Source organism: Ectopseudomonas chengduensis, assembly GCF_900102635.1.
Taxonomy (GTDB): Bacteria; Pseudomonadota; Gammaproteobacteria; order Pseudomonadales; family Pseudomonadaceae; genus Aquipseudomonas; species Aquipseudomonas chengduensis.
This window is the reverse complement of the sequence record NZ_FMZQ01000013.1, coordinates 170,135-192,995: the sequence shown is the minus strand read 5'-3', so window position 1 is coordinate 192,995 and position 22,861 is coordinate 170,135. Positions and strand designations below refer to the sequence as shown.

Below are 22,861 nucleotides of genomic sequence, written 5' to 3'. Positions count from 1 at the left end.
AGGGGACTGATCGAGCTCGACCGTTTCTTAAGTGAACAGCATTAACCTCAAGGGTGGCTTTCTCAGACTCAGTTACCTTCGCGGCGCAGCGCCTGCGGGGTGAAGTCGCGCGGGCTCAGTCGGGCGTTGAAGTCGTACATCTTCTCGTTGTTATCCAGGCCGTCAGCGAAGTAGCGGCCACCCTTGAGGTCGTAAATGGTCTCCAGGGTCGAGCCGAACATCGGCACGTCGTAGTAGCTGATCGGGTGGGCTTCCTGCAGACCGATCAGGTTACCGTTGCGGTCATACAGGTCGACGGCGAGGATCTGCCAGCTGTCCTCATCCAGATAGAAGCGGCGTTTGCCATAGGGATGGCTGAAGCCGGTACGCAGATCCGCCTCGACCACCCAGACGCGATGCAGCTCGTAACGCAACAGCTCGGGGTTGATGTGCTTGGCCTGCAGGATATCGGCGTAGGGAATGCCGCGCTGGTGCACGGCATAGCTGTTGTAGGGCACCAGCATCTCGCGCTTGCCCAACAACTGCCACTCGTAGCGATCCGGCGCGCCATTGTAGGAATCCACCTGGTCGGCGGTGGCCATGCCATTGGTGTCGGGCTGCAGGGTGTCGTAGGCAAGCATCGGCAGGCGGCGCACACGGCGCTCGCCACGGTTGAAACGCCAGGCCTTGCGAATCGCCAGCACCTGATCGAGGGTCTCCTGCACCACCAGCGCCGAGCCGGCCAGCTTGGCTGGAGCCACGACCTTGTACTTGTAATAGAACAGGGTGTTGTCCAGGTCCTGCGGGGCCACGCCGTCACGGCCGTAGACGAAGTAGATGTCGCGTTCGAGCTTGAGCAGGTTGTAACTACCGTTGCTGAGCACCGCCGCCTGATTGGTGGCCATGCTGATCTGATCGCCGCGATAACGCATGACGTGGTTCCAGATCGCCTCCTGACCGTTCGCTGGCAGCGGGAACGGCACGCCGGAGGCAGCCCCCTGAACGCCATTGCCACCGGCAATCAGCTCGGCATTGAGGGCGTTGAAGCGAGTGGCGTCGTAGATGCGTTGTGGCGCAGCCGCACTGCGCCGGGTTGGGAATACGCGCAGATAGAAGCTGGGATTCTGCTGCAGCAGGGTCTTGAGGCCGACCGGCAGCTGTTGTTCGTACTGCGCCAGGTTCTGGCTGTCGACCCGGTACAGCAGTTTGTCGTCAGCATAGGGATCAGGGTGATGCATGCCCGGCTGGTAATTGGCCGGCGGCGTGGCCAGGCCGCCCGTCCAGGCAGGGATGGTGCCACTGGCATTACCGGCACGCTCGCCGCCAAGTGGCGTCAGTTCCTGACCCAGGCGCGCGGCCTGGCTGGCATCGACCTTGGCCTGGGCCTGAAACGCCAGGGCAGTCAGCAGAAGAAGGGAAACCGATCTCAACACAATGCTCTCCTCGCGGCGCCTAGAAGCGGGGCCGCTATTGTCCGCGCCCCTTGTAGGTGCGCTTGTCTTTGTTGTGTTTGCGGTGAGGCGCCATCCTGGCTGTCGGGTTATCCCGATCTAATCGTGCATCCTGCCGGTTCTAATCAAACGCTTGTCGCTGGGTGAGTCATTCCTGACGCTGGAACTTCAGATCCCACACGCCATGGCCGAGACGCTCGCCACGACGTTCGAACTTGGTCACCGGGCGCTCCTCGGGACGCGGCACGTAGGTGCCATCGGCCGCCAGGTTGCGATAGCCCGGCGCTGCATTCATCACTTCGAGCATGTGCTCGGCGTAGTTCTCCCAATCGGTAGCCATGTGCAGCACACCACCGATCTTCAACTTGCTGCGCACCAGCTCGGCGAAAGCCGGCTGGACGATGCGGCGCTTGTGGTGCCGCGATTTGTGCCAGGGGTCGGGGAAGAACAGCAGCACGCGATCAAGGCTGGCATCGGCGACGCAGTCGCGCAGCACTTCCAGCGCATCGCAGCTGTACACGCGAATGTTGCGCAGATTCTGCAACATCGCGCCGCTCAGCAACGCACCGACGCCGGGTTTGTGTACCTCGACGCCAATGAAATCCTGCTCGGGCGCGGCAGCGGCCATCTCCAGGGTGGAGTGGCCCATACCGAAGCCGATCTCGAAGGTGCGCGGCGCGCTGCGACCGAACACCTGGTCGAAGTCGCGCAGGCCATCTTCCAGTTCCAGGCCGAACAGCGGCCAGCCCTTGTCCAGGCCGCGCTGCTGGCCCTCGGTCATGCGCCCGGCGCGCATCACGAAGCTCTTGATGGTACGGCGCTGGCGACCGTCTTCGGTCAGTTCGGGCTGTTGGGTATCGGTCATGCTGGGCTCTTGTCGAGTGTTTTACGACTCTGCGGGCTGAAGCCCTGCATTCAACGCAGCAGGGCCGACGCGCAGCAAATCGTCATCCTTAGTTGATCAGGCCAGTCAGCGGCGACGACGCGCTGGCATAAAGTTTCTTCGGCATGCGGCCGGCCAGGTAGGCCAGGCGGCCAGCCTCGACGGCGTGCTGCATGGCGCGCGCCATCAGCACCGGATTCTGCGCTTCGGCAATGGCGCTGTTCATCAGCACGGCCTCGCAGCCCAGCTCCATGGCGATAGTGGCGTCGGAGGCAGTGCCCACACCGGCATCGACCAGCACCGGCACTTTCGATTCCTCGAGAATGATGCGCAGGTTGTACGGGTTGCAGATACCCAGGCCCGAGCCGATCAGGCCGGCCAGCGGCATCACCGCGATGCAGCCGATCTCGGCCAGTTGACGCGCGATGATCGGATCGTCGCTGGTGTACACCATGACGTCGAAACCGTCCTTGACCAGCACTTCCGCGGCCTTGATGGTCTCGATGACGTTGGGGAACAGGGTTTTCTGGTCGGCCAGCACTTCCAGCTTGACCAGGTTGTGGCCATCGAGCAGTTCGCGGGCCAGGCGGCAAGTGCGCACGGCCTCGACCGCATCGTAGCAACCGGCAGTGTTGGGCAGAATGGTGTATTTGTCCGGGCTGATCACGTCGAGCAGGTTCGGCTCACCGGGGTTCTGGCCGATGTTGGTACGGCGCACCGCCACGGTGACGATTTCGGCGCCGGAGGCGGCGATGGCGTCACGGGTTTCGTCCATATCCTTGTACTTGCCGGTACCGACCAGCAGGCGCGACTGGAACGTACGACCGGCCAGGGTGAAGGGCTTGTCGCTGCGAACTTGGCTCATGGAAAACTCCTCGTGAGGTCAACCGCCGCCGATGGCGTGCACCACTTCCACCTGATCGCCTTCGGCGAGCTGGGTGCTGTCGTGCTGGCTGCGTGGAACGATGTCCTGATTGAGTTCGACCGCCACACGGCGCCCGGTCAGATCGAGGCGAACCAACAGGTCGGCGACGCTCTGGTTATCCGGCAGTTCGAAGGGTTCACCATTCAACTGGATACGCATGACGACTCGGTCACAACTGGAAAGAGGGCCGGCATTCTAGCCCGTTAACTGGCCACGACCAAGGCTAAAAGGCGCCATTCGTCCTCATTTCTGACGCCAGGGTCAGGTCAGCTTCCAGGCGCCTAGGCCCAGGCACAGCCAGCCAACGAGGAAGGCGACGCCGCCGAAAGGCGTGATGATGCCGAGCTTGCCGATACCGCTGAGGGTCAGCAGATAGAGGCTGCCGGAAAACAGCAGGATACCCAGCGCGAAGGCGCCGCCAGCCAGATTCACCAGCCGTCCGGGTGCATGCATCGCCAGCAGGCCGACGCCGAACAGGGCCAGCGCGTGGATCAGTTGATAGTGTGTGCCAGTCTGGAACATCGCCAGGTATTCGGCGCTTAGCCTGTGCTTAAGGCCATGGGCCGCAAAGGCGCCCAGGGCCACCCCGGTAAAGCCGGCGAAAGCGGATAACAGCAGCCAGAAACGAGCCATGGAACCTCCAGGTGAGATCGACGTGCACGCAGTTTAACCATTGAGCCTGGGGTCGAAATGGTTGTTATTGTCACACCTGCGCGCAATCGTGCGGCCGCTCGGGAATTTCCCCAGTGATTTTTTGTTTTAATAGCGCCACATCCGATCAATGCGAGACCCCATGCTCCGAGCCCTGACCCGCCGCCTGCTGAAACTGCTGCTCTGGCTGATGTTGGCCAGTGCGCTGCTGGTGCTCGTACTGCGCTGGGTACCGCCGCCCGGCACGGCCTTGATGATCGAGCGCAAGATCGAATCCTGGGGCAGCGAACAGCCCATCGAGCTGAAGCGCCAGTGGCGCCCCTGGAAAGAACTCCCGGATCACCTGAAGATGGCGGTGATCGCCGCTGAAGACCAGAAATTCGCCGAGCATTGGGGCTTCGACGTCGGCGCGATTCAAGCGGCGCTGGCACACAACCAGAGCGGCGGCTCGCTCAGGGGCGCCAGTACCCTCAGCCAGCAGGTGGCGAAGAACCTGTTTCTCTGGTCCGGACGCAGCTGGCTGCGCAAGGGCCTGGAAGCCTGGTTCACCGCGCTGATCGAAGTGCTCTGGCCGAAAGAGCGCATCCTCGAGGTGTACCTCAATAGCGTCGAGTGGGGTGATGGCATCTTCGGCGCCGAAGCGGCCGCACAGCATCACTTCGGCGTCGGCGCGCCCTACCTCAATCGCCAGCAGGCCAGCCAGCTGGCAGCGGTGCTACCCAACCCGCTGCGCTGGAGCGCAGGCCGGCCGGACGCCTACGTCAATCGTCGCGCCGCCTGGATTCGTCAGCAGATGACGCAGCTGGGGGGCAGCCACTACCTCAATCAACTCAAGCCGCAGCGCCCCGATTGGTGGCCGCGCTGGCTGTAAGCTAGCGGGTAGCGCGAAAAGCCTTGCGCGGGACGGCGTGCAACAGCTCGACCTCGTCGCCCTGCAGATGCACGGTCAGCCCCCATTGTGGATAGACCCAGGCCTGGCCTTCGGCCAGCTCCAACGTCAAGCGTGGCTGCCCGAGACTGGCAGCCAGGCGGTCGCTGGCCAGCGCTTGCGGGGCACTCAGATTGAGGCTGGCGATGGAAAAACCAGCCATCTGATCGACCAGTGATTGACCAAGGGCCTGCTCGCTATCACCGGCCTTGAGGCCTTGCGCCGTCATCAGACTGTCGCGCTGCTCCGCGCTCAACTTCAGCTCGGCTTCGAGCGACCACTCACCCTCCTCCCCTTCGAGTGGCGCACGATAGACAAGCCGTGCGCCGTCGAGGCGCGGCTCCAGCCACAGCTCGCCTGGCGCCACCGCCTGCACCTCACGCAGCATCAACTCATCTTCGGCCAGCGGCTGCAACAGCACATCACGCCACTGCTGCAGATTGGCCACCGGCTCAACCTCGGTACTGCGCATCAGCCAGGCGCCCCAGGCGAAGAACAGCACGGCCACAGCCACGAACACCAGCAGGTGCTGCGCTTTGAGAGGGGTCTTGTTCAAGGCAATTGCTCCAGACAGCAAAAAGCCGCACCAGGGTGCGGCTTTTCGGGGTAACGGCAGGCTCAGGCAGCAATACAGCCCTTGAGCTTGTTCATCGCGTTCTTCTCGAGCTGACGAATACGCTCGGCAGACACGTTGTACTTGGCGGCCAGGTCATGCAGCGTCGCCTTTTCCTCGGCCAGCCAGCGCTGGTAGAGAATATCGCGGCTACGCTCGTCCAGGCTTTCCAGCGCTTCGTGCAGGTTGCTGCTGGAGCTGTCGCTCCAGTCGGCATCTTCGAGCTGGCGAGCCGGGTCGTAGCGGTGGTCTTCCAGGTAATGCGCCGGCGACTGGAAGGCGCTGTCATCGTCGGCATCGGCTGCCGGGTCGAAGGCCATGTCCTGGCCGGTCAGGCGACTTTCCATCTCGCGCACTTCGTGCGGCTCGACGCCCAGGCTTGCGGCCACGGCAGTCACTTCATCGTTGTTCAGCCAGGCCAGACGCTTCTTCTGGCTGCGCAGGTTGAAGAACAGTTTACGCTGGGCCTTGGTGGTGGCCACTTTGACGATGCGCCAGTTCTTCAGGATGAACTCGTGGATCTCGGCACGGATCCAGTGCACAGCGAAGGACACCAGACGCACGCCCATTTCCGGGTTGAAGCGCTTGACCGCCTTCATCAGGCCGACGTTGCCTTCCTGGATCAGGTCGGCCTGGGCCAGACCATAACCGGAGTAGCTGCGGGCGATATGCACCACGAAACGCAGGTGGGCCAACACCATCTGGCGGGCGGCCTCGAGATCCTGCTGGTAAAAGAGATTTTCGGCCAGTTCACGCTCCTGCTCGGGCGTCAGCAGCGGAATGCTGTTGACCGCATGCACGTACGCTTCCAGGTTGGCGCCTGGAACCAGAGCATGAACAGGTTGCAAGGAAGTGGACATTCGAATCCTCCGATTCACAAAACTCATGCAGTGTAGCACTGCGCTATCTGATGCGGGGCCTGTGGATAAGTTCCCTGATAGATAGTCAATATCAACCAAAACAATGACTTGTCAGCTTGCGTTCAGCCTCGCCGAACAGCGCCCTAACGGGGTGCAAGTTCGTTCAGATGACGCGCCACCGCCAGCCAGGCGCCAATATAGCCCAACAGCACGGCGCCGAGCAGCAGCGAAAAACCGTCAGAAGAAGGTACGCCACCCAGCGCGAAATCGCTACCGTAAAGGCCGGCCAAACGTACTACAGCATCGTTCAACCAATCCAGCCCGAAGGCCAGCAGCAGCCAGGCGAAGATACCCGCGCCGAAGCCGTATAGCGCTCCCATATAAAGGAAGGGACGTCGCACGTAGCCATCGGTGCCGCCCACCAGCTTGATCACCTCGATCTCGGCGCGGCGATTCTCGATGTGCAGGCGGATGGTATTACCGATCACCAGCAGCAGCGCCAGGATCAGCAGCAGGCTGAGGCCGAAGACGAAACGATCGCCCAGTTTGAGGATCGCGGTCAGGCGCTCGACCCAGACCAGATCGAGCTGCGCCTGCTCCACCTTGGGCAGCTCCGCCAGGCGCTGGCGCAGGGCCTCGAGCTTGGCCTTGTCGACTTCCTTGGGCGTTACCAGCACCACGCCTGGTAGCGGATTCTCCGGCAGTTCCTTGAGCGCCTGGCCCAGGCCGGACAGCTGCTGAAACTCTTCCAGTGCCTGCTCACGGCTGATCCACTCGGCGTCGGAGACGTCATCCATCGCCGCGATCTGCTCACGTAGCGACTGGCCGTCACGCTCGCCGGCGGACATGTCGAGGAACAGGGAGATCTGCGCCGCACGCTGCCAGGAGCCACCGAGTTTCTCGACGTTGTCCAGCAGCAGCGACAGGCCCATGGGCAGGCTCAGCGCCACGGCCATCACCAGGCAGGTGAAGAAGCTGCCGATGGGCTGGCGCGCCAGGCGGCGCAGGCTGTCGACCAGACTGGCGCGATGGCTTTCCAGCCAGGCATGGAACAGCGTGCGGAAATCCGGTTCGTCCGCCGGGCCGTCGACCACCTTGTTGCGCGGCGCCGCGCCGACACGTTCGGCCGGTTGCGGCGTGGGCATCTTCGATGCACTCATCAGGCAGCCTCCCCATCACCGATCAGGCGACCACGTTGCAGGGTGAGCATGCGCTGGCGCATGCGCGCGATCAGCGCCAGGTCGTGGCTGGCGATCAGTACCGTGGTGCCCAGCTGGTTGATGTCTTCGAACACCCCCATGATCTCGGCAGCCAGGCGCGGGTCGAGGTTGCCGGTGGGCTCGTCCGCCAACAGCAAGGCCGGCCGGTGGACGATGGCGCGGGCGATGCCGACGCGCTGTTGCTGACCGGTGGACAGGTCACCCGGCGACTGCGCCGCCTTGTCGCTGAGGCTGACGCGCTCCAGTGCAGCACCGACGCGTTTGCCGATTTCCGGCTTGGACAGGCCGAGAATCTGCAGCGGCAGCGCGACGTTGTCGTACACGGTGCGGTCGAACAGCAGTTGGTGGTTCTGGAACACCACGCCGATCTGCCGGCGCAGGAAGGGAATCTGCGCATTGGTGATGGTCGACAGGTCCTGCCCGGCCAGCAGCAACTTGCCGCTGGTGGGCCGCTCCATCGCCAGCAGCAGACGCAGCAGTGTGCTCTTGCCGGCTCCGGAGTGACCGGTGACAAAGAGGAATTCGCCGGGGCGAACGCGGAAACTCAGTTCGTGCAGCCCGACATGGCCATTGGAGTAACGCTTGGCGACCTGCTCGAATCGGATCATCCGCGCTCACGCTCCTCGAAGAGTGCCTGGACGAAAGCCTGCGCCTGGAACGGACGCAGGTCATCGATGCTTTCACCCACGCCGATATAGCGAATCGGCAGACCGAACTGCTTGGCCAGGGCGAAGATAACGCCGCCCTTGGCGGTGCCGTCGAGTTTGGTCAGTGCCAGACCGGTGAGGTTCACGGTCTGGTTGAACTGCTTGGCCTGGTTGATGGCGTTCTGCCCGGTGCCGGCATCGAGTACCAGCAGCACCTCATGCGGCGCGGTTTCGTCCAGCTTGCCGATCACCCGACGGACCTTCTTCAACTCTTCCATCAGGTTGTCTTTGGTGTGCAGGCGCCCGGCGGTGTCGGCGATAAGCACGTCGATGCCACGCGACTTGGCGGCCTGCACCGCATCGAAGATCACCGAAGCCGAATCGGCGCCGGTGTGCTGAGCGATGACCGCAATGTTGTTGCGCTCGCCCCAGACCTGCAGTTGCTCCACCGCAGCGGCGCGGAAGGTGTCGCCCGCGGCGAGCATGACCTTCTTGCCTTCGAGCTGCAGCTTCTTGGCCAGCTTGCCGATGGTGGTGGTCTTGCCCACGCCGTTCACACCTACGACGAGAATCACGTAAGGCTGTTTGGCAGTGTCAATGACCAGCGACTGCTCGACCGGCTTGAGCAGGCTGACCAACTCTTCCTGCAGTGCCTTGTACAGGGCGCCGCTGTCGGCCAGTTCCTTGCGCGCCACGCGCTTGGTCAGGTTACCGATGATCGCGGTGGTCGCCTCGACGCCAACGTCGGCGGTCAGCAGGCGGGTTTCCAGGTCGTCGAGCAGGTCATCGTCGATGGCCTTCTTGCCGAGGAACAGGCTGGCCATGCCCTCGCCGAGGCTGGCGCTGGTCTTGGACAGGCCTTGCTTGAGGCGGGCGAAGAAGCTCGGTTTTTCCTGAGTGGCTGGCGCCGCGACGAGAGCTGGCGCAGCCACGACGGGTGCGGCCTCGACAACAGGCTCGGACACGACCGGCGGTTCAATAACGACAGGGGCGGCTGGTGGTTCGGCAGCCTGCGGTTCAGGCTGTGGTGCTGGAGCGGACGCGACCTCAGCCACTTCAGGCTCGGCTACCGGCGCAGGCTCAGGCGTCGGCGGCTCGACAGGCGCCTGGGTAACAGGTTGCTCGATGGGCGCAGATTGAGTCGACTCGACAGCGGTTTCTGCGGGTTTCTTGCGCCACCAACTGAACAGGGATTTCTTCTCTTCACTCATAGGCTGAGCCTGAGTATCGGCCTCAGCCGGTGGATTCTTGTCGTCTTTGGAACCAAACATGGGTCTTCTCAAAGGGGGGAGCAGTCATCGCAGGCAGTCGGTGCCGCGTGCCGCATCCAGAAAAATTCGCTTGCCAGGCATGTCCCGGGGCAACCGCCCGCACGGGCACATCAAAGGGCTTGCGCTGTACGAAACAGCCCGAGACTTTACCACTTTAGAGCGCTACCGCGCAGCGTTGCAGCCTGCCAGTTTCCTGCCGCTGATCAGGCGCCTGCGGTAATCGCCACCACCAGCGTGAGACCCGACAGTAGCGCGCCTAAAACCTATACAAAAGCTGTACAAGCTGATACACAGTTGTCGAACATCTTCCTCAGCTCATCCTTTGCGGGGTCGCAAGCATGCTTGTCCGCCTTACTTATGCCAGCCGCGCCAGCCATGGCATGTCTTCACAACTGATCCGCGATATTCTCGAAAGCTCGCAACGCAACAACCCGACACGCGGCCTCACTGGCATCCTGTGCTGTAACGCCGACACCTTTGTTCAAGCACTGGAAGGACCGCGAACGGCCATCAACGCGTTGTACAACCGTTTGGCAGAGGACAACCGCCACAAGGACCTGACGATTCTCGACTACGAAGAGATCCACGTCCGCCGCTACGCCAGCTGGAGCATGGGCTGGGCCGGCGCCAAGCAGGCCAACCGAGAACTTTTTCTGAAATACTCCTGCAGCGACCGCCTGGACCCTTTCGGCATGAGCGCCGAACAGGTCAATGGCTTGCTACTGGAATTGTCGGCAAGCGTGAGCACTATCAGCACCCCGATTATCGACTGAATCCAATTCGCTGCGACGCAGAACCTAATCGCTTGCGCCGATGTCCCAACGGCGGGCGGTGCCTCGTAGTATGGATGGGGTATCCTGACGCCCTCTTGTCAACGGCGGTTCGACCGCCTCGACCATCCAACAGGACGACACCTGAATGATTGTCACTGCACGCCGCGCCCTCGGTTTGATCATGGGGGTGCTCTGCCTGCCGCTGGCGGCGTTCGCCGCCGCGCCACAGCCAACCCACGAATTTACCCTCGATAACGGCCTCAAGGTCATAGTCCGCGAGGACCATCGCGCCCCCGTGGTGGTCTCGCAGATCTGGTACAAGGTCGGCTCCAGCTATGAGACGCCCGGTTCCACCGGCCTGTCCCACGCGCTGGAACACATGATGTTCAAGGGCAGCGGCAAGTTTGGCCCCGGCGAAGCCTCGCGCATCCTGCGCGAACTGGGCGCCGAGGAAAACGCCTTCACCAGCGACGACTACACCGCCTACTATCAGGTACTGGCCAGTGACCGCCTGGGCGTGGCGCTGGAGCTGGAAGCCGACCGCCTGGCCAGCCTGCAGCTGCCAGCAGACGAGTTCGCCAAGGAAATCGAGGTGATCAAGGAAGAGCGCCGCCTGCGCACCGACGACCGCCCGTCTTCGCTGGCTTACGAGCGCTTCAAGGCCATGGCCTATCCAGCCAGCGGCTACAGCATCCCCACCATCGGCTGGATGGCCGACCTCGACCGCATGCACATCGACGAACTGCGTGCCTGGCACCAGAAATGGTACGCACCGAACAATGCCACCCTGGTGGTGGTCGGTGACGTGACCGTGGATGAGGTCAAGAACCAGGTGCAGCGCTACTTCGGCGACATTCCGCGCGGTGAAGTGCCTACCGCCAAACTGCCGCTGGAACTGGCCGCGCCGGGCGAACGCCGCACCACGCTGTACCTCAAGACGCAGTTGCCGAGCCTGATCATGGGCTTCAACGTACCGGGTCTGGCCACCGCCGACACGCCGCGCCAGGTCTATGCCCTGCGCCTGGCCGCCGCCCTGCTCGACGGCGGCTACAGCGCACGCCTGTCCACCCGCCTGGAACGCGGCGAAGAACTCGTCTCGGGCGCCAGCGCCTGGTACAACGCCTTCACCCGTGGCGACAGCCTGTTCATCGTCTCGGCCACGCCCAACGTGCAAAAAGACAAGACCCTGGAGCAGGCCGAGGCCGGCCTGTGGCGCGAACTGGAAGAACTGAAGAAAGCCCCGCCGTCCGCCGCCGAACTGGCCCGCGTACGCGCCCAGGTGATCGCCGGCCTGGTGTTCGAGCGCGATTCGATCACCAGCCAGGCCACCAGCATCGGCCAACTGGAAACCGTCGGCCTGTCCTGGCAACTGATCGACCAAGAGCTGGCCGAGCTGGAGGCCGTCACCCCGGCCGACATCCAGCAGGCCGCACGCACCTTCTTCGTCCGCGAGCGCCTGAGCGTCGCCAACGTACTGCCCGAAGAGTCCCGCAATAAGGAGTCCCGCCCATGAAGACTGAGCACCGCCGCCTGGGCCTGCTCGGCCTGATCCTGTCCAGCGCCCTGGCACTGGGCGCCTGCGCCAACCTGTCCGACAGCACCGTGACTGGCGATGCCGCCAAGCTGCAGTCGCTGGCCGCACTCGACGGCAAGGCGCCAACCCGCCGCACCCTGGATATCCAGACCTGGCAGACCGCGCAAGGCGCCAAGGTGCTGTTCGTCGAAGCACATGAGCTACCGATGTTCGACCTGCGCCTGACCTTCGCCGCCGGCAGCAGTCAGGACGGCGGCGTGCCAGGCCTGGCCACCCTGACCAACGCCATGCTCAACGAAGGCGTACCGGGCAAGGACGTCGGCGCCATCGCCGCCGGCTTCGAGGGGCTCGGTGCCGAGTTCGGCAACGGCGCCTACCGCGACATGGCGGTGGCCAGCCTGCGCAGCCTGAGCGCGCAGGAGCAGCGCGAACCGGCACTAGCCCTGTTCGCTGAGGTGCTGGGCAAGCCCACCTTCCCCGCCGACTCGCTGGCACGGATCAAGAACCAGTTGCTGGCCGGCTTCGAGCTCCAGAAGCAGAACCCGGGCAAACTGGCCAGCCTCGAATTGTTCGAGCGCCTGTACGGTCAGCACCCCTACGCTCACCCGAGCGAAGGCACGGCACAGTCGATCCCGGCCATCACCCGCCAGCAGCTGCAGGCTTTCCATGCCCGTGCCTATGCCGCCGGCAATGCGGTGATCGCGCTGGTTGGCGATCTGTCGCGCGCCGAGGCCGAGGCCATCGCCGACCAGGTATCCGCCGCCCTGCCGCCAGGCCCGGCGCTGGCCAAGATCGCCCAGCCGCAGACGCCCAAGCCCGGCGCCAGCCATATCGAGTACCCGTCCAACCAGACCCACCTGATGATCGCCCAGCTCGGCATCGATAGGCGCGACCCGGACTATACCGCGCTGTACCTGGGCAACCAGATTTTCGGCGGCGGCGGTTTCGGCACTCGCCTGATGAGCGAAGTGCGCGAGAAGCGTGGCCTGACCTACGGCGTCTACTCCGGTTTCAGCGCCATGCAGGCACGCGGCCCGTTCATGATCAACCTGCAGACCCGAGCGGACTTGAGCGAAGGCACCCTGGCGCTGGTCAAGCAACTGCTCGCCGACTACCTGCGTGACGGCCCTACCCAGCAGGAACTGGACAACGCCAAGCGTGAGCTGGCCGGCAGCTTCCCGCTGTCCACCGCGAGCAACGCTGCCATCGTCGGCCAACTGGCCTCGATGGGTTTCTACGACCTGCCACTGAGCTATCTGGACGACTTCATGCGTGACGTGCAGAACCTCACGACCGATCAAGTGAAAGCGGCAATGGCCAAACACCTCGACCCCGAGGCGCTGGTGGTGGTCACTGCCGGCCCGACGGTGCCGCAAAAAGAGCTGCCGCCGCCCACCGAGCGCCCGGCCGAACTGCCCAGCGCGGTGCCGCACTGATGCGTGGTCGCACACAGCCAAAACCGGCCGCCAAGGCTCACGGCGGCCAGGGTCAGTTGCGCATCATCGGCGGGCAGTGGCGTTCGCGGCGCTTTGCTTTCCCCGACGGGCCAGGCCTGCGCCCGACCCCGGACCGGGTGCGTGAGACGCTGTTCAACTGGCTGGCGCCCTATGTCGAGGGCGCTTATGTGCTCGACCCCTTCGCCGGCAGCGGCGCACTGCTGCTCGAAGCGCTGTCGCGTGGTGCTGCCAGCGGTCTGGCCTGCGACCTCAACCCGGCCTCGGTGAGCGCCTTGCGCGGCCACCTGGCGACGCTGCAATGCAGCACGGGCGAGATTCATCTGGGCGATGCCCTGCAACTGTTGGCGCGTCCGGCGCAGCGGCGCTTCGATATCGTTCTGCTCGACCCGCCGTTCCACAAGGATCTGCTGCAGGACGCCTGCAACCTGCTGGAAGCTCAGGGCTGGCTGGCCGATGACGCCTGGGTCTATACCGAAAGCGAAACCGCGCCCTCAAGCCTGGGCCTGCCCGGCAACTGGCGCCTGCATCGCGAGAAGCACACCGGCCAGGTGCACTACGCGCTGTGGCAGCGTGGATGAAAGACTTCATCTACGCCCACCTGCCCTACCTGCTGCTGATCGCACTGGCGCTACCGGTATTGCTCAGCCAGCAGGAAATTGCGCTCAACCTGCAGCGCGCGATACCGCACAATCCCAACGCCGGCATCACAATCAGCCTAGCCAACCAGCGCATCGCCGCCCTGCTGGTTTTGGCCTGGTGCGCCTGGCGCATACTGCGCAAGCGTCGGCGCTAAGGCGCCGATATTGCGGCGAACCTGAAGGGGCGAGCACAATCCTCGTAAGTTGGCCAAGCGTAGGGCGGATCGGAACGCCGACCGCTCGTAGCGCCAGCGAACAGTCCGCCAGCCCATGCCAACGTATGCCCCCAAGAAAGCCCGCTCTCTGGCGCCTGTGCCATGAGGTCTCCAGCAACGGCGTACTGCTTCGCGAGTACGCCCTACATCGAGCCCCCTGAATCCGTGCTGCCAACGGCCGAATGCACCAATGACAACTGACTTTCGCCCCGCCTGGTGGCTCCCCGGCCCGCATCTGCAGACGCTGTGGAACCCCTTCTGCCGCAAGCCGCCGCAACTGGAACGGCAGCGCGAGCGGCTGTGGCTGGACGATGGCGATTTTCTCGACCTCGACTGGCACGGCCCGCATGACGCCCATGCGCCGCTGGTGCTGGTGCTGCATGGCTTGACCGGCAGCTCCAACTCGCTCTACGTGCTCGGCCTGCAGCAGGTTCTGGCCGCGCGTGGCTGGGCCAGCGTGGCGCTGAACTGGCGCGGCTGCTCCGGTGAACCCAATCTGCTGCCGCGCGGCTACCACTCCGGCGCCAGCGAGGATCTGGCATCGGCTGTCGCCCACCTGCGCGCGCAACGACCGATGGCGCCGCTATACACCGTCGGTTATTCCCTGGGCGGCAACGTGTTGCTCAAGTATCTGGGTGAGAGTGGCGAGCAAAGCCAGCTGCAAGCAGCGGTGGCGGTCTCGGTGCCGTTTCGTCTGGACCAGTGCGCCGACCGCATCGGTTTGGGCTTCTCGCGGGTGTATCAGGCGCACTTCATGCGTGAAATGGTCGCCTACGTGAACAACAAGCAGCGCCTGTTCGCCGATAGCGGCCAGGGCGAGCGCCTGTCGGTGCTGCAGCGCCTGGGCCCGCTGGACGGCATGCGCACTTTCTGGGACTTCGACGGACGCATCACCGCGCCGCTGCACGGTTTCGCCGATGCCCACGACTACTACCGCCGCGCCTCCAGCCGTTTCTACCTGGGTGAAATCCGCACACGTACGCTGATCATCCAGGCCGAGGACGACCCCTTCATCTTCCGCCACAGCCTGCCCGAGGCCAGCGAGCTGGCACCCGGCACCGAGCTCGAACTGCATGCCAAGGGCGGGCATGTCGGCTTCGTCGAGGGTAGCCCGCGCCGCCCCAGTTACTACCTGGAGCGGCGCATCCCTCACTGGCTGGACACACTCACCTGAATCAACTGGCGGCAGGCTGTTCCGGCATCGCCGAGGAGTGGTGCTTGAGGATTTTCCACTCGCCATCGACCTTCTGGTAAACGAAGGTGTAGCGCGCCTGCACCTGACGCACCGCATCACCCTGGGTCAGGGCGAAGGTGTAAACCCCCGAATCCACCGCTGCATCCGGGCCGATCTGGCGAATTTCACGCATGTTGATCGTGCCGACCGGCTTGGCCTGTAAGAAATGGTCGAAATAGTCCTTGATTGCCTCATGGCCTACGCGCACCCGATTCGATACCGTGGGCTGCAGCACGCCGTTGTCGGCGTACAAGGCAGCGACCTTGGCCGAGTCGCCAGTCTGCAAGGCGGCGTTCCAGCGCTCGAACAGGCCGGCGATCTGCTGCTCCTGCGCATTGCTCGGGGCGGTTGCCGTTTCCGTGTAGACATGAGGCGCATCGGCCGCCTGAACCAGCGGCACGGACAGGGCAAATACCAGGGCACAGCTGCTGAACAAGGGTTTCAACATGGTTGAATCTCCGACTATTGAAAGACGCCACCAGCATGCAGGCCGCCCACCGCAGACACATCGGCCAGGTGGAGGCGGCGGTCTATGCCAGGTGGCAGATGCCGGACGCGGTTCAATTTATTAGCCTGCGCCGTCGGTTGACGCGCCAAACCCTGGAGGTCCGGATGCAGCACACCCCACCTGACAGCGTACTGGCCCTGCGCGCCGATTACCGCCAGGCGGAAAGCCGCGCCGCGCGCCTGCGCCTGCTGGTCGAGAGCGGTCGCACCCTCAATGCGCTACCCGCCGCCGAGAGCGGTGCGCTGGCCCTGCAACGGGCCTGCAGCTTCTGCGCCATGGATGGTGGCGTACTGCTGCTCAGGCATGCCGATGGCAGCCCGAGCCGCAGCGCCGGTTTCGGCCCTGCCGCCTTGCAACAGCAACTCGCTACTTTGCCCTGGCAAGGCGCCGCCCAGGTGTTCGCAGCGCCGCTGCCGGAGGTTGCCCTGGCGCTCTGCCTACCCTTGCATGCGGCTTCGGGCGAAGTCTTCGGCGCCCTGCTGCTGGGCAACGCTAGCGCCATGCGCGGCCCCGACGCGGAAGACCTCGAAGCCTTGCAACTGCTCGCCACCCTGCTCGCAGGGCATCTGCACAACAGCCAGTTGCTGGCCGCACTGAGCCTGCGCGAGCGCAGCATGTCGGAGCTGGTACACCAGCAGATGACCGCCCAGGAGGACGAACGCGCACGGGTGGCCTATGACCTGCACGACGGCCTGGCGCAGACCCTGGCCGGGCTGCACCAGCGTCTGCAGGGCTTCGCCCAGCATCGCCAGCTGAATGACGAGTTGCGTGCCGCTCTGGCACCCATCCTGCAACTGGCGCAACGCAGCATGGGCGAGACGCGTCAGGCCATCAGCGGCCTGCGCCCCACCCTGCTGGATGACTTCGGCCTGGCACCGGCGCTCGACCGCGAACTCGACCGTCTGCGCAGCCAGGGTCGCCAGGTGCAGTGGCTGCGCCGCGATATGCAGCGCCTGCGCCCGGCGGTGGAAATCGCCCTGTTTCGCGTCGGCCAGGAGGCCATCAACAATATCTGCAAGCACACCGACAGCGGCGCGGTCAGCCTGGATCTGCACCTCGACGGCGATACAGCCCGGTTGCAGGTGGAAGATCGCGGTCCCGGCTTCGCCGCCGGGCAGAAGCAGCTGGCGGGTGAAGGCGGCATGGGCCTGGTGGCCATGCGCGAGCGCTGCCTGCTGCTCGGTGGCCAGTTCAGTTGTCATAGCCAGCCCGGCCAGGGCACGCACCTGCTGGCCAGCATTCCACACGCCCTGGCGGATGAGGAACACGCATGAACGAGCCGATTCGCCTGCTGCTCGCCGATGACCATGAAGTGACCCGCGCCGGCTTCGCCGCCATGCTCGCCGACTGCCCCGAATTCAGCATCGTCGGCCAGGCGGTGGACGGACGCCAGGCGCTGGAACTCTGCGAGCGCCTGCAACCGGATATCGCCATCCTCGACATCCGCATGCCCCATCTCAACGGGCTGGCCACGGCGCGCCTGCTGCGCGAACGCTTGCCGGGGATCAAGGTGCTGCTGTTCACCATGTACGACAGCCCCGACCACCTGGAAGCGGCGATCAGCGCCGGGGCCGTCGGCTACCTGCTCAAGGACGCCAGCCGCCAGGAAGTGATCGACGGCCTGCGCCAGGTGGCGGCGGGCCAGAGCGCGCTCAACGGCATGGTCAGCGCGCAGTTGCTGCGCCGCGTGGTCGAACGCAACCAGAGCGGCGCGGCCAACAGCGCGCTGACGCCGCGCGAGCGCCAGGTGCTCGGGCTGATTGCTGGCGGCTTCACCAACCGCGAGATCGGCGAAAAGCTGGGCATCGCCACCGGCACGGCCAAGGCTCATGTCGAACGGGTAATCGGCAAACTGGGGGTTGCCGACCGCACCCAGGCCGCCGTACAAGGCATCGCCCTGGGCCTGGTGGCACCGACGGAGCGCCAGCCGTGAAGAGCCTGTTCAGCCGCTGGACCGACCGCCCCCTGCGCAGCAAGAGCCTGGTGATCATCGCCCTGCCGCTGGCGGTGCTGCTGATCTCGCTGGTGCTGGTGTACTTCACCGAGCGCCAGACCTCGCGGGTCGAGGACGACGTGCGCCGGGCGCTACGCGTGCAGGGCGACGTACAGGCGGTGCACAGCCTGCTGGCCGAGGCGGCGGCCAGCGTACGCGGCTATCTGCTGATCCAGCGCAGCGACTTCCTGCCTTCATACCGCAGCGCCGTTGAACGAATCGACAGCACGCTGCGGCGCCTCGATAGCGACATTCGCGACCCGCAGATGCGCAGCAGCCTGGAACGCCTGCGCCCGTTGATCGTGATCAAGCTGGAAGGCCTGGAACAGCTCAAGACGCTGGCCAGCAGTGAAGACCGCGCGGCGGTGACGCGCATCCTGGTAGACAACAAGCATGTGCTCGATGCGCTGCGCCAGGAGATCCAGCAGATGCTCGAGCGCGAGCAGACCTTGCTCGACGAACGCAACGCCGAGGCCAGCGCCGTACGCTCGCGCATGCTCCTGGCCACCGGTCTGGCCGCCATGTTCGGCGTGCTCGGCGCGCTGTTCGCGGTGGTGCTGCTGTCCACCGGCATCGTCCAGCGGGTCCAGCGGGTCGAACGCAACGCCCGGCGCCTGGCACTGGGCCAGCCGCTGATTCCCCATGGCCCCGCAGCCGATGAGATCGGCCAGCTCGCCGCCAGCCTGGAGGAGGCCGGGCAACTGCTGGCCGAACGCGAGCGGGCCTTGCGCGACAACGAGGAGCGCCTGCGCCTGATCATCGACGGGGTCAAGGAATACGGCATCTTCGGCCTCGACCCCAGTGGCCACGTCACCTCCTGGAACACCGGCGCCGAGCGCATCAAAGGCTACAGCGAAGCAGACATCCTCGGCCGTCACTTCTCCCTGTTCTACCCGCCGCAGGCCCGTGACACAGCACCGCAGCACGCCCTGCAAGTGGCCACGCGCGAAGGCCGCTACGAGGAGGAAGCCTGGCGCCAGCGCCGCGATGGCTCGCTGTTCTGGGCCAACGTGGTGATCACCGCCCAGCGTGACGCCAGCGGCACCTTGCGCGGCTTCTCCAAGATCACTCGCGACATCACCGACCGGCGTAATGCCGAGGCCGCCCTGCGCACGGCCCGCGAAGAAGCGGAAAACGCCAGCCGGGCGAAAAGCGAATTTCTCTCGCGCATGAGCCACGAGCTGCGCACGCCGCTCAATTCCATTCTCGGTTTCGCCCAGTTGCTGGAAATGGACACGGGCACGCCGGCGCAACAGGCCCAGGTACGTCATATCCTGCGCGCCGGCCGGCACCTGCTGGGGCTGATCAATGAGGTGCTGGATATCGCCCGCATCGAATCCGGACGCCTGGCGATGAGCCCTGAGCCCTTGGCGCTGCGACCTCTGCTGCAGGAGGTCAGCCTGCTGCTGTCGCCACAGGCCGACAGTGCCGACATCCGCCTGCGCCTGCCAGACGACCTGGCAACAACACTCTGCGTGCAAGCTGACCGCCAGCGCCTGGTGCAGGTGCTGCTCAATCTGCTGTCCAACGCGATCAAGTACAACCACCCTGGCGGCCATGTCGAAGTACGGGTGCAGGCCGACAGCGACACCGTCACGTTGAGCGTGATCGACAACGGCCCCGGTATCGCCGCCGAGGACCTGGAACGTCTGTTCATCCCCTTCGAGCGCCTCGGCGCCGCGGCCAGCGAGGTGGAGGGCACCGGTCTGGGCCTGGCCCTGAGCAAGAGCCTGCTGGAGCAGATGGATGGCAGCCTCGGCGTGCACAGCACACCCGGTGAAGGCAGCACCTTTAGCCTGACGCTACCACGGGCTCAGGTACATGAAGGCCTGCTGCCGGCGCCGGCCGCGGCACCACCGCCTGCGGCCAGCGACATCGCCCCGCCGGAGCGGCCGCTGCGCGTGCTGTGCATTGAAGACAACCTGTCCAGCCTGGCGCTGATCGAGACCCTGCTGTCGCGCTGGCCGCAGGTGCAGGTGATTTCGGCCATGCAGGGGCAGCTCGGTCTCGACCTGGCCTGGCAGCACCGCCCCGAGGTGATCCTGCTGGATCTCGACCTGCCCGACCTCTCGGGCCAGGAAGTACTCAAACGCCTGCGCCTGCACCCCAGCAGCAGCGATACACCCGTGCTGCTGATCACCGCCGACGTCAGCGCCGGCACCCGGCGCGATCTGCAGCAGGCCGGCGCCACCGCGGTGCTGAGCAAACCCCTGCACGTACCGACCTTTCTCGCCGCCCTGCGCCAGCATCTGGATGTCGCCACGCCCACCCCGCCTCTCGGAGCCTGACCATGAACCACCCAGCGCCCGCCGACGATTTTCGCATCCTGGTGATCGATGATCAGCCCGCCAACCTTGAGCTGGTCGAACAACTGCTGGCCCGCGAAGGGCTGCACAACGTGCTCTGTTGCACCGACCCGGCGCAGGCTCTGGCGTTATTCAGCAGCTTCGAGCCGGATCTGCTGATTCTCGACCTGCACATGCCCGGCCTGGACGGCTTCGCCGTGCTCGAACAGCTGCAGCGGCGCATTCCCGCCGACGATTACCTGCCGATTCTGGTGCTCACCGCCGATGCCACCCGCGAGGCCCGGCTGCGCGCGCTGGCGCTGGGCGCGCGCGACTTCATCAGCAAGCCGCTGGATGCCATCGAGACCTTGCTGCGGGTATGGAATCTGCTGGAAACCCGCGCGCTGTACCGCCAGTTACGTCGCCTGCAACCCCACCAGCCGCCCTTGCGGGCCAGGCCAGTGGCGCTGGGCAACAGTAGCTGATCGCCTCAGAGCACCTGCTCCAGCGGCACATGCAGGCGGCCGTACAGCGCTTCGACCGCCTCGCGCGCGGCGGGGGCGATGTAGCCGCCCTCCAGCGCCAGCACCTGGTAGATGCCGCGGCGCAGCATGTCCTGGCTGAGGTTGTCCGGGCTGGCGCCAGCCGTGCAGAGAAAGCGCACCCAGGAGGTCATGATGATCCAGGCGTTGAGCGTCAGCGCCTCGATCTGCGCCGGGCTCATCAGCAGAATGCCGGCCTCGACGAAGCCCTGATAAACCGACTGCGCGCCTATCAGGCAGCGCCGGGCGAAAGCACGATAGCGCTCGGCCAGCTCGGCGTCGGATTCCAGCAGGTGCTCCAGGTCGCGGTGCAGGAAGCGGTAGTGCCACATCGCTGCCAGCAGCGCCTCCAGATAGAAGGTCTTGTCCTCCACCGTCAGCGCGCGGCCTTCGGGCAGGCGCAGGAAGCTGTCGACCTGCGTTTCGTACTGGGCGAACAGCTCGGCGATGATCATCTGCTTGTTGCGGAAGTGGTAGTACAGGTTGCCCGGCGATATGCCCAGGTGCGCGGCGATATGGTTGGTGGTGACGTTGCGCTCACCCTGGGCGTTGAACAGGGCCAGGCTCTCGGCAACGATGCGGTCGCGGGTCTTGGGTGGCGCCATAACGCAGCTCGATCTCGACTTCAAAAGTGGCAAAGGTACAGGCGAAACAGCCGAAGTGTTACCCCCCGATGCATCCCCCAGGCCCTGACAGGCCTTTGGTTAGGGTGCAGCGAGGGCGGCTGCGCGGCATCCTATTTGACACATTAGAGTAATTGCTCTAAAAATCCAGCTCAGTCTTTTCAAGCAGCCCGCTGGAACGTCGAGGAGAAACCCTATGGTCGCCGACATCGCCTACCTGCAGCACAGCCAACAGCAGATCAACCAGCTGGACGGCACCTTCGCCCTGCAGCGTGCGGCCTTTGCCGCCAATCCGATGCCGTCGGCCGAGCAGCGCATCCAGTGGCTGAAATCCCTCAGCGAGCTGCTGACCGAACAGCAGGATGCGTTGATCTCGGCGATCTCCGCCGACTTCAGCAATCGCTCGGCCGACGAAACCCTGCTCGCCGAACTGATGCCCAGCCTGCATGGCATCCATTACGCCAACAAGCGCATCAAGAAGTGGATGAAGCCGTCGCGGCGCAGCGTCGGCATGCAGTTCATGCCCGCTTCGGCCAAGGTCATCTACCAGCCACTGGGCGTGGTCGGCATCATCGTGCCGTGGAACTACCCGCTGTTTCTCGCCATCGGCCCACTGGTTGGCGCGCTGGCCGCCGGCAACCGGGTGATGATCAAGATGAGCGAATCCACCCCAGCCACCTCGCAGCTGATCAAGGATCTGCTGGCGCGCATCTTCCCCGAGGACCTGGTCAGCGTCGCCCTGGGCGAGGCAGAAGTCGGCATGGCCTTCTCCAAACTGCCGTTCGACCACCTGCTGTTCACCGGTGCCACCAGCATCGGTAAGCACGTAATGCGCGCCGCCGCCGAGAACCTGACCCCGGTGACCTTGGAGCTGGGCGGCAAGTCGCCAGCCATCGTTTCCGCCGACGTGCCGCTGGCGGACGCCGCCGAGCGCATCGCCTTCGGCAAGACCCTCAACGCCGGGCAGACCTGTGTAGCGCCGGACTACGTGCTGGTGCCAAGGGATCGCGTCGATGGCTTCGTCACCGCCTACCGCCAGGTGGTGCAGCGCTTCTATCCGCAGCTCAAGGACAACCCGGACTACACCGCGATCATCAACGAGCGCCAGCTGGCCCGCCTCAATGGCTACCTGCAGGATGCCGAAGCCAAGGGCGCGCGTATCGTCTCGCTGTACCCAGAAACCCAGGGCCGGCGCCTGCCGCAGAGCCTGGTGCTGGACGTAAACGACGAGATGAAGCTGATGCAGGACGAGATCTTCGGCCCGCTACTGCCCGTGGTGCCCTACGACCGTATCGAAGACGCCTTCGCCTACGTCAACGCGCGGCCACGGCCGCTGGCGCTGTACTACTTCGGCTACGACAAGCGCGAGCAACAGCGCGTGCTGCATGAAACCCACTCCGGCGGCGTGTGCCTGAACGACACCCTGCTGCACGTGGCCCAGGACGATATGCCGTTCGGCGGTATCGGCCCGTCTGGCATGGGCCATTACCACGGCCACGAAGGCTTCCTGACCTTCAGCAAGGCCAAGGGCGTGTTCATCAAGCAGCGCTTCAACGCCGCGCGGCTGATCTACCCGCCCTACGGCAAGGCGATCCAGAAGCTGGTCTACAAGCTGTTCCTACGCTGATCCA

The 22,861-nt window shown here is 64.7% G+C and carries 24 protein-coding genes; 12 read left to right on the top strand and 12 right to left on the bottom strand.

Features of this window, described 5'->3' with window-relative positions:
- Positions 1 to 68: 68 nt before the first annotated feature.
- From BLS08_RS19715 to BLS08_RS19695, 5 genes are all read right to left on the bottom strand, one after another.
- A complete protein-coding gene (locus BLS08_RS19715) occupies positions 69 to 1,412 on the bottom strand; it encodes a DUF1329 domain-containing protein (RefSeq protein ID WP_021490414.1) in 1,344 nt (447 codons plus the stop codon).
- Between the two features lie 166 nt (positions 1,413 to 1,578).
- Positions 1,579 to 2,295, bottom strand: a complete 717-nt coding sequence (gene trmB, locus BLS08_RS19710; RefSeq protein WP_090337319.1) for a tRNA (guanosine(46)-N7)-methyltransferase TrmB — start codon at positions 2,293 to 2,295, stop codon at positions 1,579 to 1,581.
- An 88-nt stretch (positions 2,296 to 2,383) separates the two neighbouring features.
- Entirely contained in the window at positions 2,384 to 3,178 is a 795-nt protein-coding gene (locus BLS08_RS19705) for a thiazole synthase (RefSeq protein ID WP_017363115.1), read from the bottom strand.
- Between the two features lie 18 nt (positions 3,179 to 3,196).
- Positions 3,197 to 3,397, bottom strand: a complete 201-nt coding sequence (gene thiS, locus BLS08_RS19700; protein WP_061240208.1) for a sulfur carrier protein ThiS — start codon at positions 3,395 to 3,397, stop codon at positions 3,197 to 3,199.
- 102 nt (positions 3,398 to 3,499) lie between these two features.
- Positions 3,500 to 3,871: a DUF423 domain-containing protein gene (locus tag BLS08_RS19695; protein WP_090337317.1), complete on the bottom strand. Its 372-nt coding sequence runs from the start codon at positions 3,869 to 3,871 to the stop codon at positions 3,500 to 3,502.
- A 160-nt stretch (positions 3,872 to 4,031) separates the two neighbouring features.
- On the opposite strand from BLS08_RS19695, the gene mtgA reads away from it, so the two are divergent.
- Positions 4,032 to 4,760, top strand: coding sequence for a monofunctional biosynthetic peptidoglycan transglycosylase (mtgA, locus tag BLS08_RS19690; protein WP_090337315.1), 729 nt, complete (start codon positions 4,032 to 4,034; stop codon positions 4,758 to 4,760).
- 1 nt (position 4,761) lies between these two features.
- Here the strand turns inward: mtgA and BLS08_RS19685 are convergent, their stop codons facing one another.
- The 5 genes from BLS08_RS19685 to ftsY all read right to left on the bottom strand — a co-directional run bounded on the left by BLS08_RS19685 (position 4,762) and on the right by ftsY (position 9,428).
- Positions 4,762 to 5,373: a hypothetical protein gene (locus BLS08_RS19685; RefSeq protein ID WP_090337313.1), complete on the bottom strand. Its 612-nt coding sequence runs from the start codon at positions 5,371 to 5,373 to the stop codon at positions 4,762 to 4,764.
- A 62-nt stretch (positions 5,374 to 5,435) separates the two neighbouring features.
- A complete protein-coding gene (gene rpoH, locus BLS08_RS19680) occupies positions 5,436 to 6,290 on the bottom strand; it encodes an RNA polymerase sigma factor RpoH (protein WP_017675856.1) in 855 nt (284 codons plus the stop codon).
- A 143-nt stretch (positions 6,291 to 6,433) separates the two neighbouring features.
- Positions 6,434 to 7,450: a permease-like cell division protein FtsX gene (gene ftsX, locus BLS08_RS19675; protein ID WP_059392348.1), complete on the bottom strand. Its 1,017-nt coding sequence runs from the start codon at positions 7,448 to 7,450 to the stop codon at positions 6,434 to 6,436.
- A complete protein-coding gene (gene ftsE, locus BLS08_RS19670) occupies positions 7,450 to 8,118 on the bottom strand; it encodes a cell division ATP-binding protein FtsE (protein ID WP_090337311.1) in 669 nt (222 codons plus the stop codon). The genes ftsX and ftsE overlap by 1 nt, the downstream gene beginning before the upstream one ends.
- Positions 8,115 to 9,428: a signal recognition particle-docking protein FtsY gene (ftsY, locus tag BLS08_RS19665; RefSeq protein ID WP_090337310.1), complete on the bottom strand. Its 1,314-nt coding sequence runs from the start codon at positions 9,426 to 9,428 to the stop codon at positions 8,115 to 8,117. Before ftsY ends, ftsE begins: the two co-directional genes overlap by 4 nt.
- Before the next feature lie 338 nt (positions 9,429 to 9,766).
- On the opposite strand from ftsY, the gene BLS08_RS19660 reads away from it, so the two are divergent.
- The 6 genes from BLS08_RS19660 to BLS08_RS19635 all read left to right on the top strand — a co-directional run bounded on the left by BLS08_RS19660 (position 9,767) and on the right by BLS08_RS19635 (position 15,219).
- The gene (locus BLS08_RS19660; protein ID WP_017675860.1) at positions 9,767 to 10,201 is read left to right on the top strand and encodes a BLUF domain-containing protein; all 435 of its coding nucleotides are present in this window, start codon (positions 9,767 to 9,769) and stop codon (positions 10,199 to 10,201) included.
- A gap of 145 nt (positions 10,202 to 10,346) precedes the next feature.
- Entirely contained in the window at positions 10,347 to 11,714 is a 1,368-nt protein-coding gene (locus tag BLS08_RS19655) for a M16 family metallopeptidase (RefSeq protein ID WP_090337308.1), read from the top strand.
- Entirely contained in the window at positions 11,711 to 13,171 is a 1,461-nt protein-coding gene (locus BLS08_RS19650) for a M16 family metallopeptidase (RefSeq protein ID WP_074855370.1), read from the top strand. Before BLS08_RS19655 ends, BLS08_RS19650 begins: the two co-directional genes overlap by 4 nt.
- Complete coding sequence (rsmD, locus tag BLS08_RS19645) at positions 13,171 to 13,770, top strand: 16S rRNA (guanine(966)-N(2))-methyltransferase RsmD (protein ID WP_090337306.1); 600 nt, start codon at positions 13,171 to 13,173, stop codon at positions 13,768 to 13,770. The genes BLS08_RS19650 and rsmD overlap by 1 nt, the downstream gene beginning before the upstream one ends.
- Entirely contained in the window at positions 13,767 to 13,985 is a 219-nt protein-coding gene (locus BLS08_RS19640; protein WP_075750361.1) for a hypothetical protein, read from the top strand. Before rsmD ends, BLS08_RS19640 begins: the two co-directional genes overlap by 4 nt.
- Positions 13,986 to 14,235: 250 nt before the next feature.
- Positions 14,236 to 15,219: a hydrolase gene (locus tag BLS08_RS19635; RefSeq protein WP_090337304.1), complete on the top strand. Its 984-nt coding sequence runs from the start codon at positions 14,236 to 14,238 to the stop codon at positions 15,217 to 15,219.
- 1 nt (position 15,220) lies between these two features.
- Here the strand turns inward: BLS08_RS19635 and BLS08_RS19630 are convergent, their stop codons facing one another.
- On the bottom strand, positions 15,221 to 15,727 hold the full coding sequence (locus BLS08_RS19630) for an SgcJ/EcaC family oxidoreductase (protein WP_090337302.1): 507 nt from the start codon (positions 15,725 to 15,727) through the stop codon (positions 15,221 to 15,223).
- Positions 15,728 to 15,891: 164 nt separating this feature from the next.
- On the opposite strand from BLS08_RS19630, the gene BLS08_RS19625 reads away from it, so the two are divergent.
- Genes BLS08_RS19625 through BLS08_RS19610 form a run of 4 tightly spaced genes read left to right on the top strand, consistent with a single transcriptional unit; the run spans position 15,892 to position 20,550 of the window.
- A complete protein-coding gene (locus BLS08_RS19625) occupies positions 15,892 to 17,061 on the top strand; it encodes a sensor histidine kinase (protein ID WP_090337300.1) in 1,170 nt (389 codons plus the stop codon).
- A complete protein-coding gene (locus BLS08_RS19620) occupies positions 17,058 to 17,720 on the top strand; it encodes a response regulator (protein WP_090337298.1) in 663 nt (220 codons plus the stop codon). The genes BLS08_RS19625 and BLS08_RS19620 overlap by 4 nt, the downstream gene beginning before the upstream one ends.
- A complete protein-coding gene (locus BLS08_RS19615; RefSeq protein ID WP_090337297.1) occupies positions 17,717 to 20,068 on the top strand; it encodes an ATP-binding protein in 2,352 nt (783 codons plus the stop codon). The genes BLS08_RS19620 and BLS08_RS19615 overlap by 4 nt, the downstream gene beginning before the upstream one ends.
- A 2-nt stretch (positions 20,069 to 20,070) precedes the next feature.
- Positions 20,071 to 20,550, top strand: a complete 480-nt coding sequence (locus tag BLS08_RS19610; protein WP_090337295.1) for a response regulator — start codon at positions 20,071 to 20,073, stop codon at positions 20,548 to 20,550.
- Positions 20,551 to 20,555: 5 nt separating this feature from the next.
- On the opposite strand, the gene BLS08_RS19605 is transcribed toward BLS08_RS19610, so the two are convergent.
- Complete coding sequence (locus tag BLS08_RS19605) at positions 20,556 to 21,212, bottom strand: TetR/AcrR family transcriptional regulator (RefSeq protein WP_090337294.1); 657 nt, start codon at positions 21,210 to 21,212, stop codon at positions 20,556 to 20,558.
- 214 nt (positions 21,213 to 21,426) lie between these two features.
- Here BLS08_RS19605 and BLS08_RS19600 point away from each other — a divergent pair, with 214 nt between their 5' ends.
- Positions 21,427 to 22,857 (top strand): coniferyl aldehyde dehydrogenase, encoded by a 1,431-nt coding sequence (locus tag BLS08_RS19600; RefSeq protein WP_090337292.1) that lies wholly within the window; start codon positions 21,427 to 21,429, stop codon positions 22,855 to 22,857.
- Positions 22,858 to 22,861 lie beyond the last annotated feature (4 nt).

Coding starts and splice junctions, on each gene's coding strand:
- trmB (WP_090337319.1), bottom strand. CDS start 2,295: ATGACCGATACCCAACAGCCCGAACTGACCGAAGACGGTCGCCAGCGC.
- BLS08_RS19705 (WP_017363115.1), bottom strand. CDS start 3,178: ATGAGCCAAGTTCGCAGCGACAAGCCCTTCACCCTGGCCGGTCGTACG.
- thiS (WP_061240208.1), bottom strand. CDS start 3,397: ATGCGTATCCAGTTGAATGGTGAACCCTTCGAACTGCCGGATAACCAG.
- BLS08_RS19695 (WP_090337317.1), bottom strand. CDS start 3,871: ATGGCTCGTTTCTGGCTGCTGTTATCCGCTTTCGCCGGCTTTACCGGG.
- mtgA (WP_090337315.1), top strand. CDS start 4,032: ATGCTCCGAGCCCTGACCCGCCGCCTGCTGAAACTGCTGCTCTGGCTG.
- rpoH (WP_017675856.1), bottom strand. CDS start 6,290: ATGTCCACTTCCTTGCAACCTGTTCATGCTCTGGTTCCAGGCGCCAAC.
- ftsX (WP_059392348.1), bottom strand. CDS start 7,450: ATGAGTGCATCGAAGATGCCCACGCCGCAACCGGCCGAACGTGTCGGC.
- ftsE (WP_090337311.1), bottom strand. CDS start 8,118: ATGATCCGATTCGAGCAGGTCGCCAAGCGTTACTCCAATGGCCATGTC.
- ftsY (WP_090337310.1), bottom strand. CDS start 9,428: ATGTTTGGTTCCAAAGACGACAAGAATCCACCGGCTGAGGCCGATACT.
- BLS08_RS19660 (WP_017675860.1), top strand. CDS start 9,767: ATGCTTGTCCGCCTTACTTATGCCAGCCGCGCCAGCCATGGCATGTCT.
- BLS08_RS19655 (WP_090337308.1), top strand. CDS start 10,347: ATGATTGTCACTGCACGCCGCGCCCTCGGTTTGATCATGGGGGTGCTC.
- BLS08_RS19650 (WP_074855370.1), top strand. CDS start 11,711: ATGAAGACTGAGCACCGCCGCCTGGGCCTGCTCGGCCTGATCCTGTCC.
- rsmD (WP_090337306.1), top strand. CDS start 13,171: ATGCGTGGTCGCACACAGCCAAAACCGGCCGCCAAGGCTCACGGCGGC.
- BLS08_RS19640 (WP_075750361.1), top strand. CDS start 13,767: ATGAAAGACTTCATCTACGCCCACCTGCCCTACCTGCTGCTGATCGCA.
- BLS08_RS19635 (WP_090337304.1), top strand. CDS start 14,236: ATGACAACTGACTTTCGCCCCGCCTGGTGGCTCCCCGGCCCGCATCTG.
- BLS08_RS19630 (WP_090337302.1), bottom strand. CDS start 15,727: ATGTTGAAACCCTTGTTCAGCAGCTGTGCCCTGGTATTTGCCCTGTCC.
- BLS08_RS19625 (WP_090337300.1), top strand. CDS start 15,892: ATGCAGCACACCCCACCTGACAGCGTACTGGCCCTGCGCGCCGATTAC.
- BLS08_RS19620 (WP_090337298.1), top strand. CDS start 17,058: ATGAACGAGCCGATTCGCCTGCTGCTCGCCGATGACCATGAAGTGACC.
- BLS08_RS19610 (WP_090337295.1), top strand. CDS start 20,071: ATGAACCACCCAGCGCCCGCCGACGATTTTCGCATCCTGGTGATCGAT.
- BLS08_RS19605 (WP_090337294.1), bottom strand. CDS start 21,212: ATGGCGCCACCCAAGACCCGCGACCGCATCGTTGCCGAGAGCCTGGCC.
- BLS08_RS19600 (WP_090337292.1), top strand. CDS start 21,427: ATGGTCGCCGACATCGCCTACCTGCAGCACAGCCAACAGCAGATCAAC.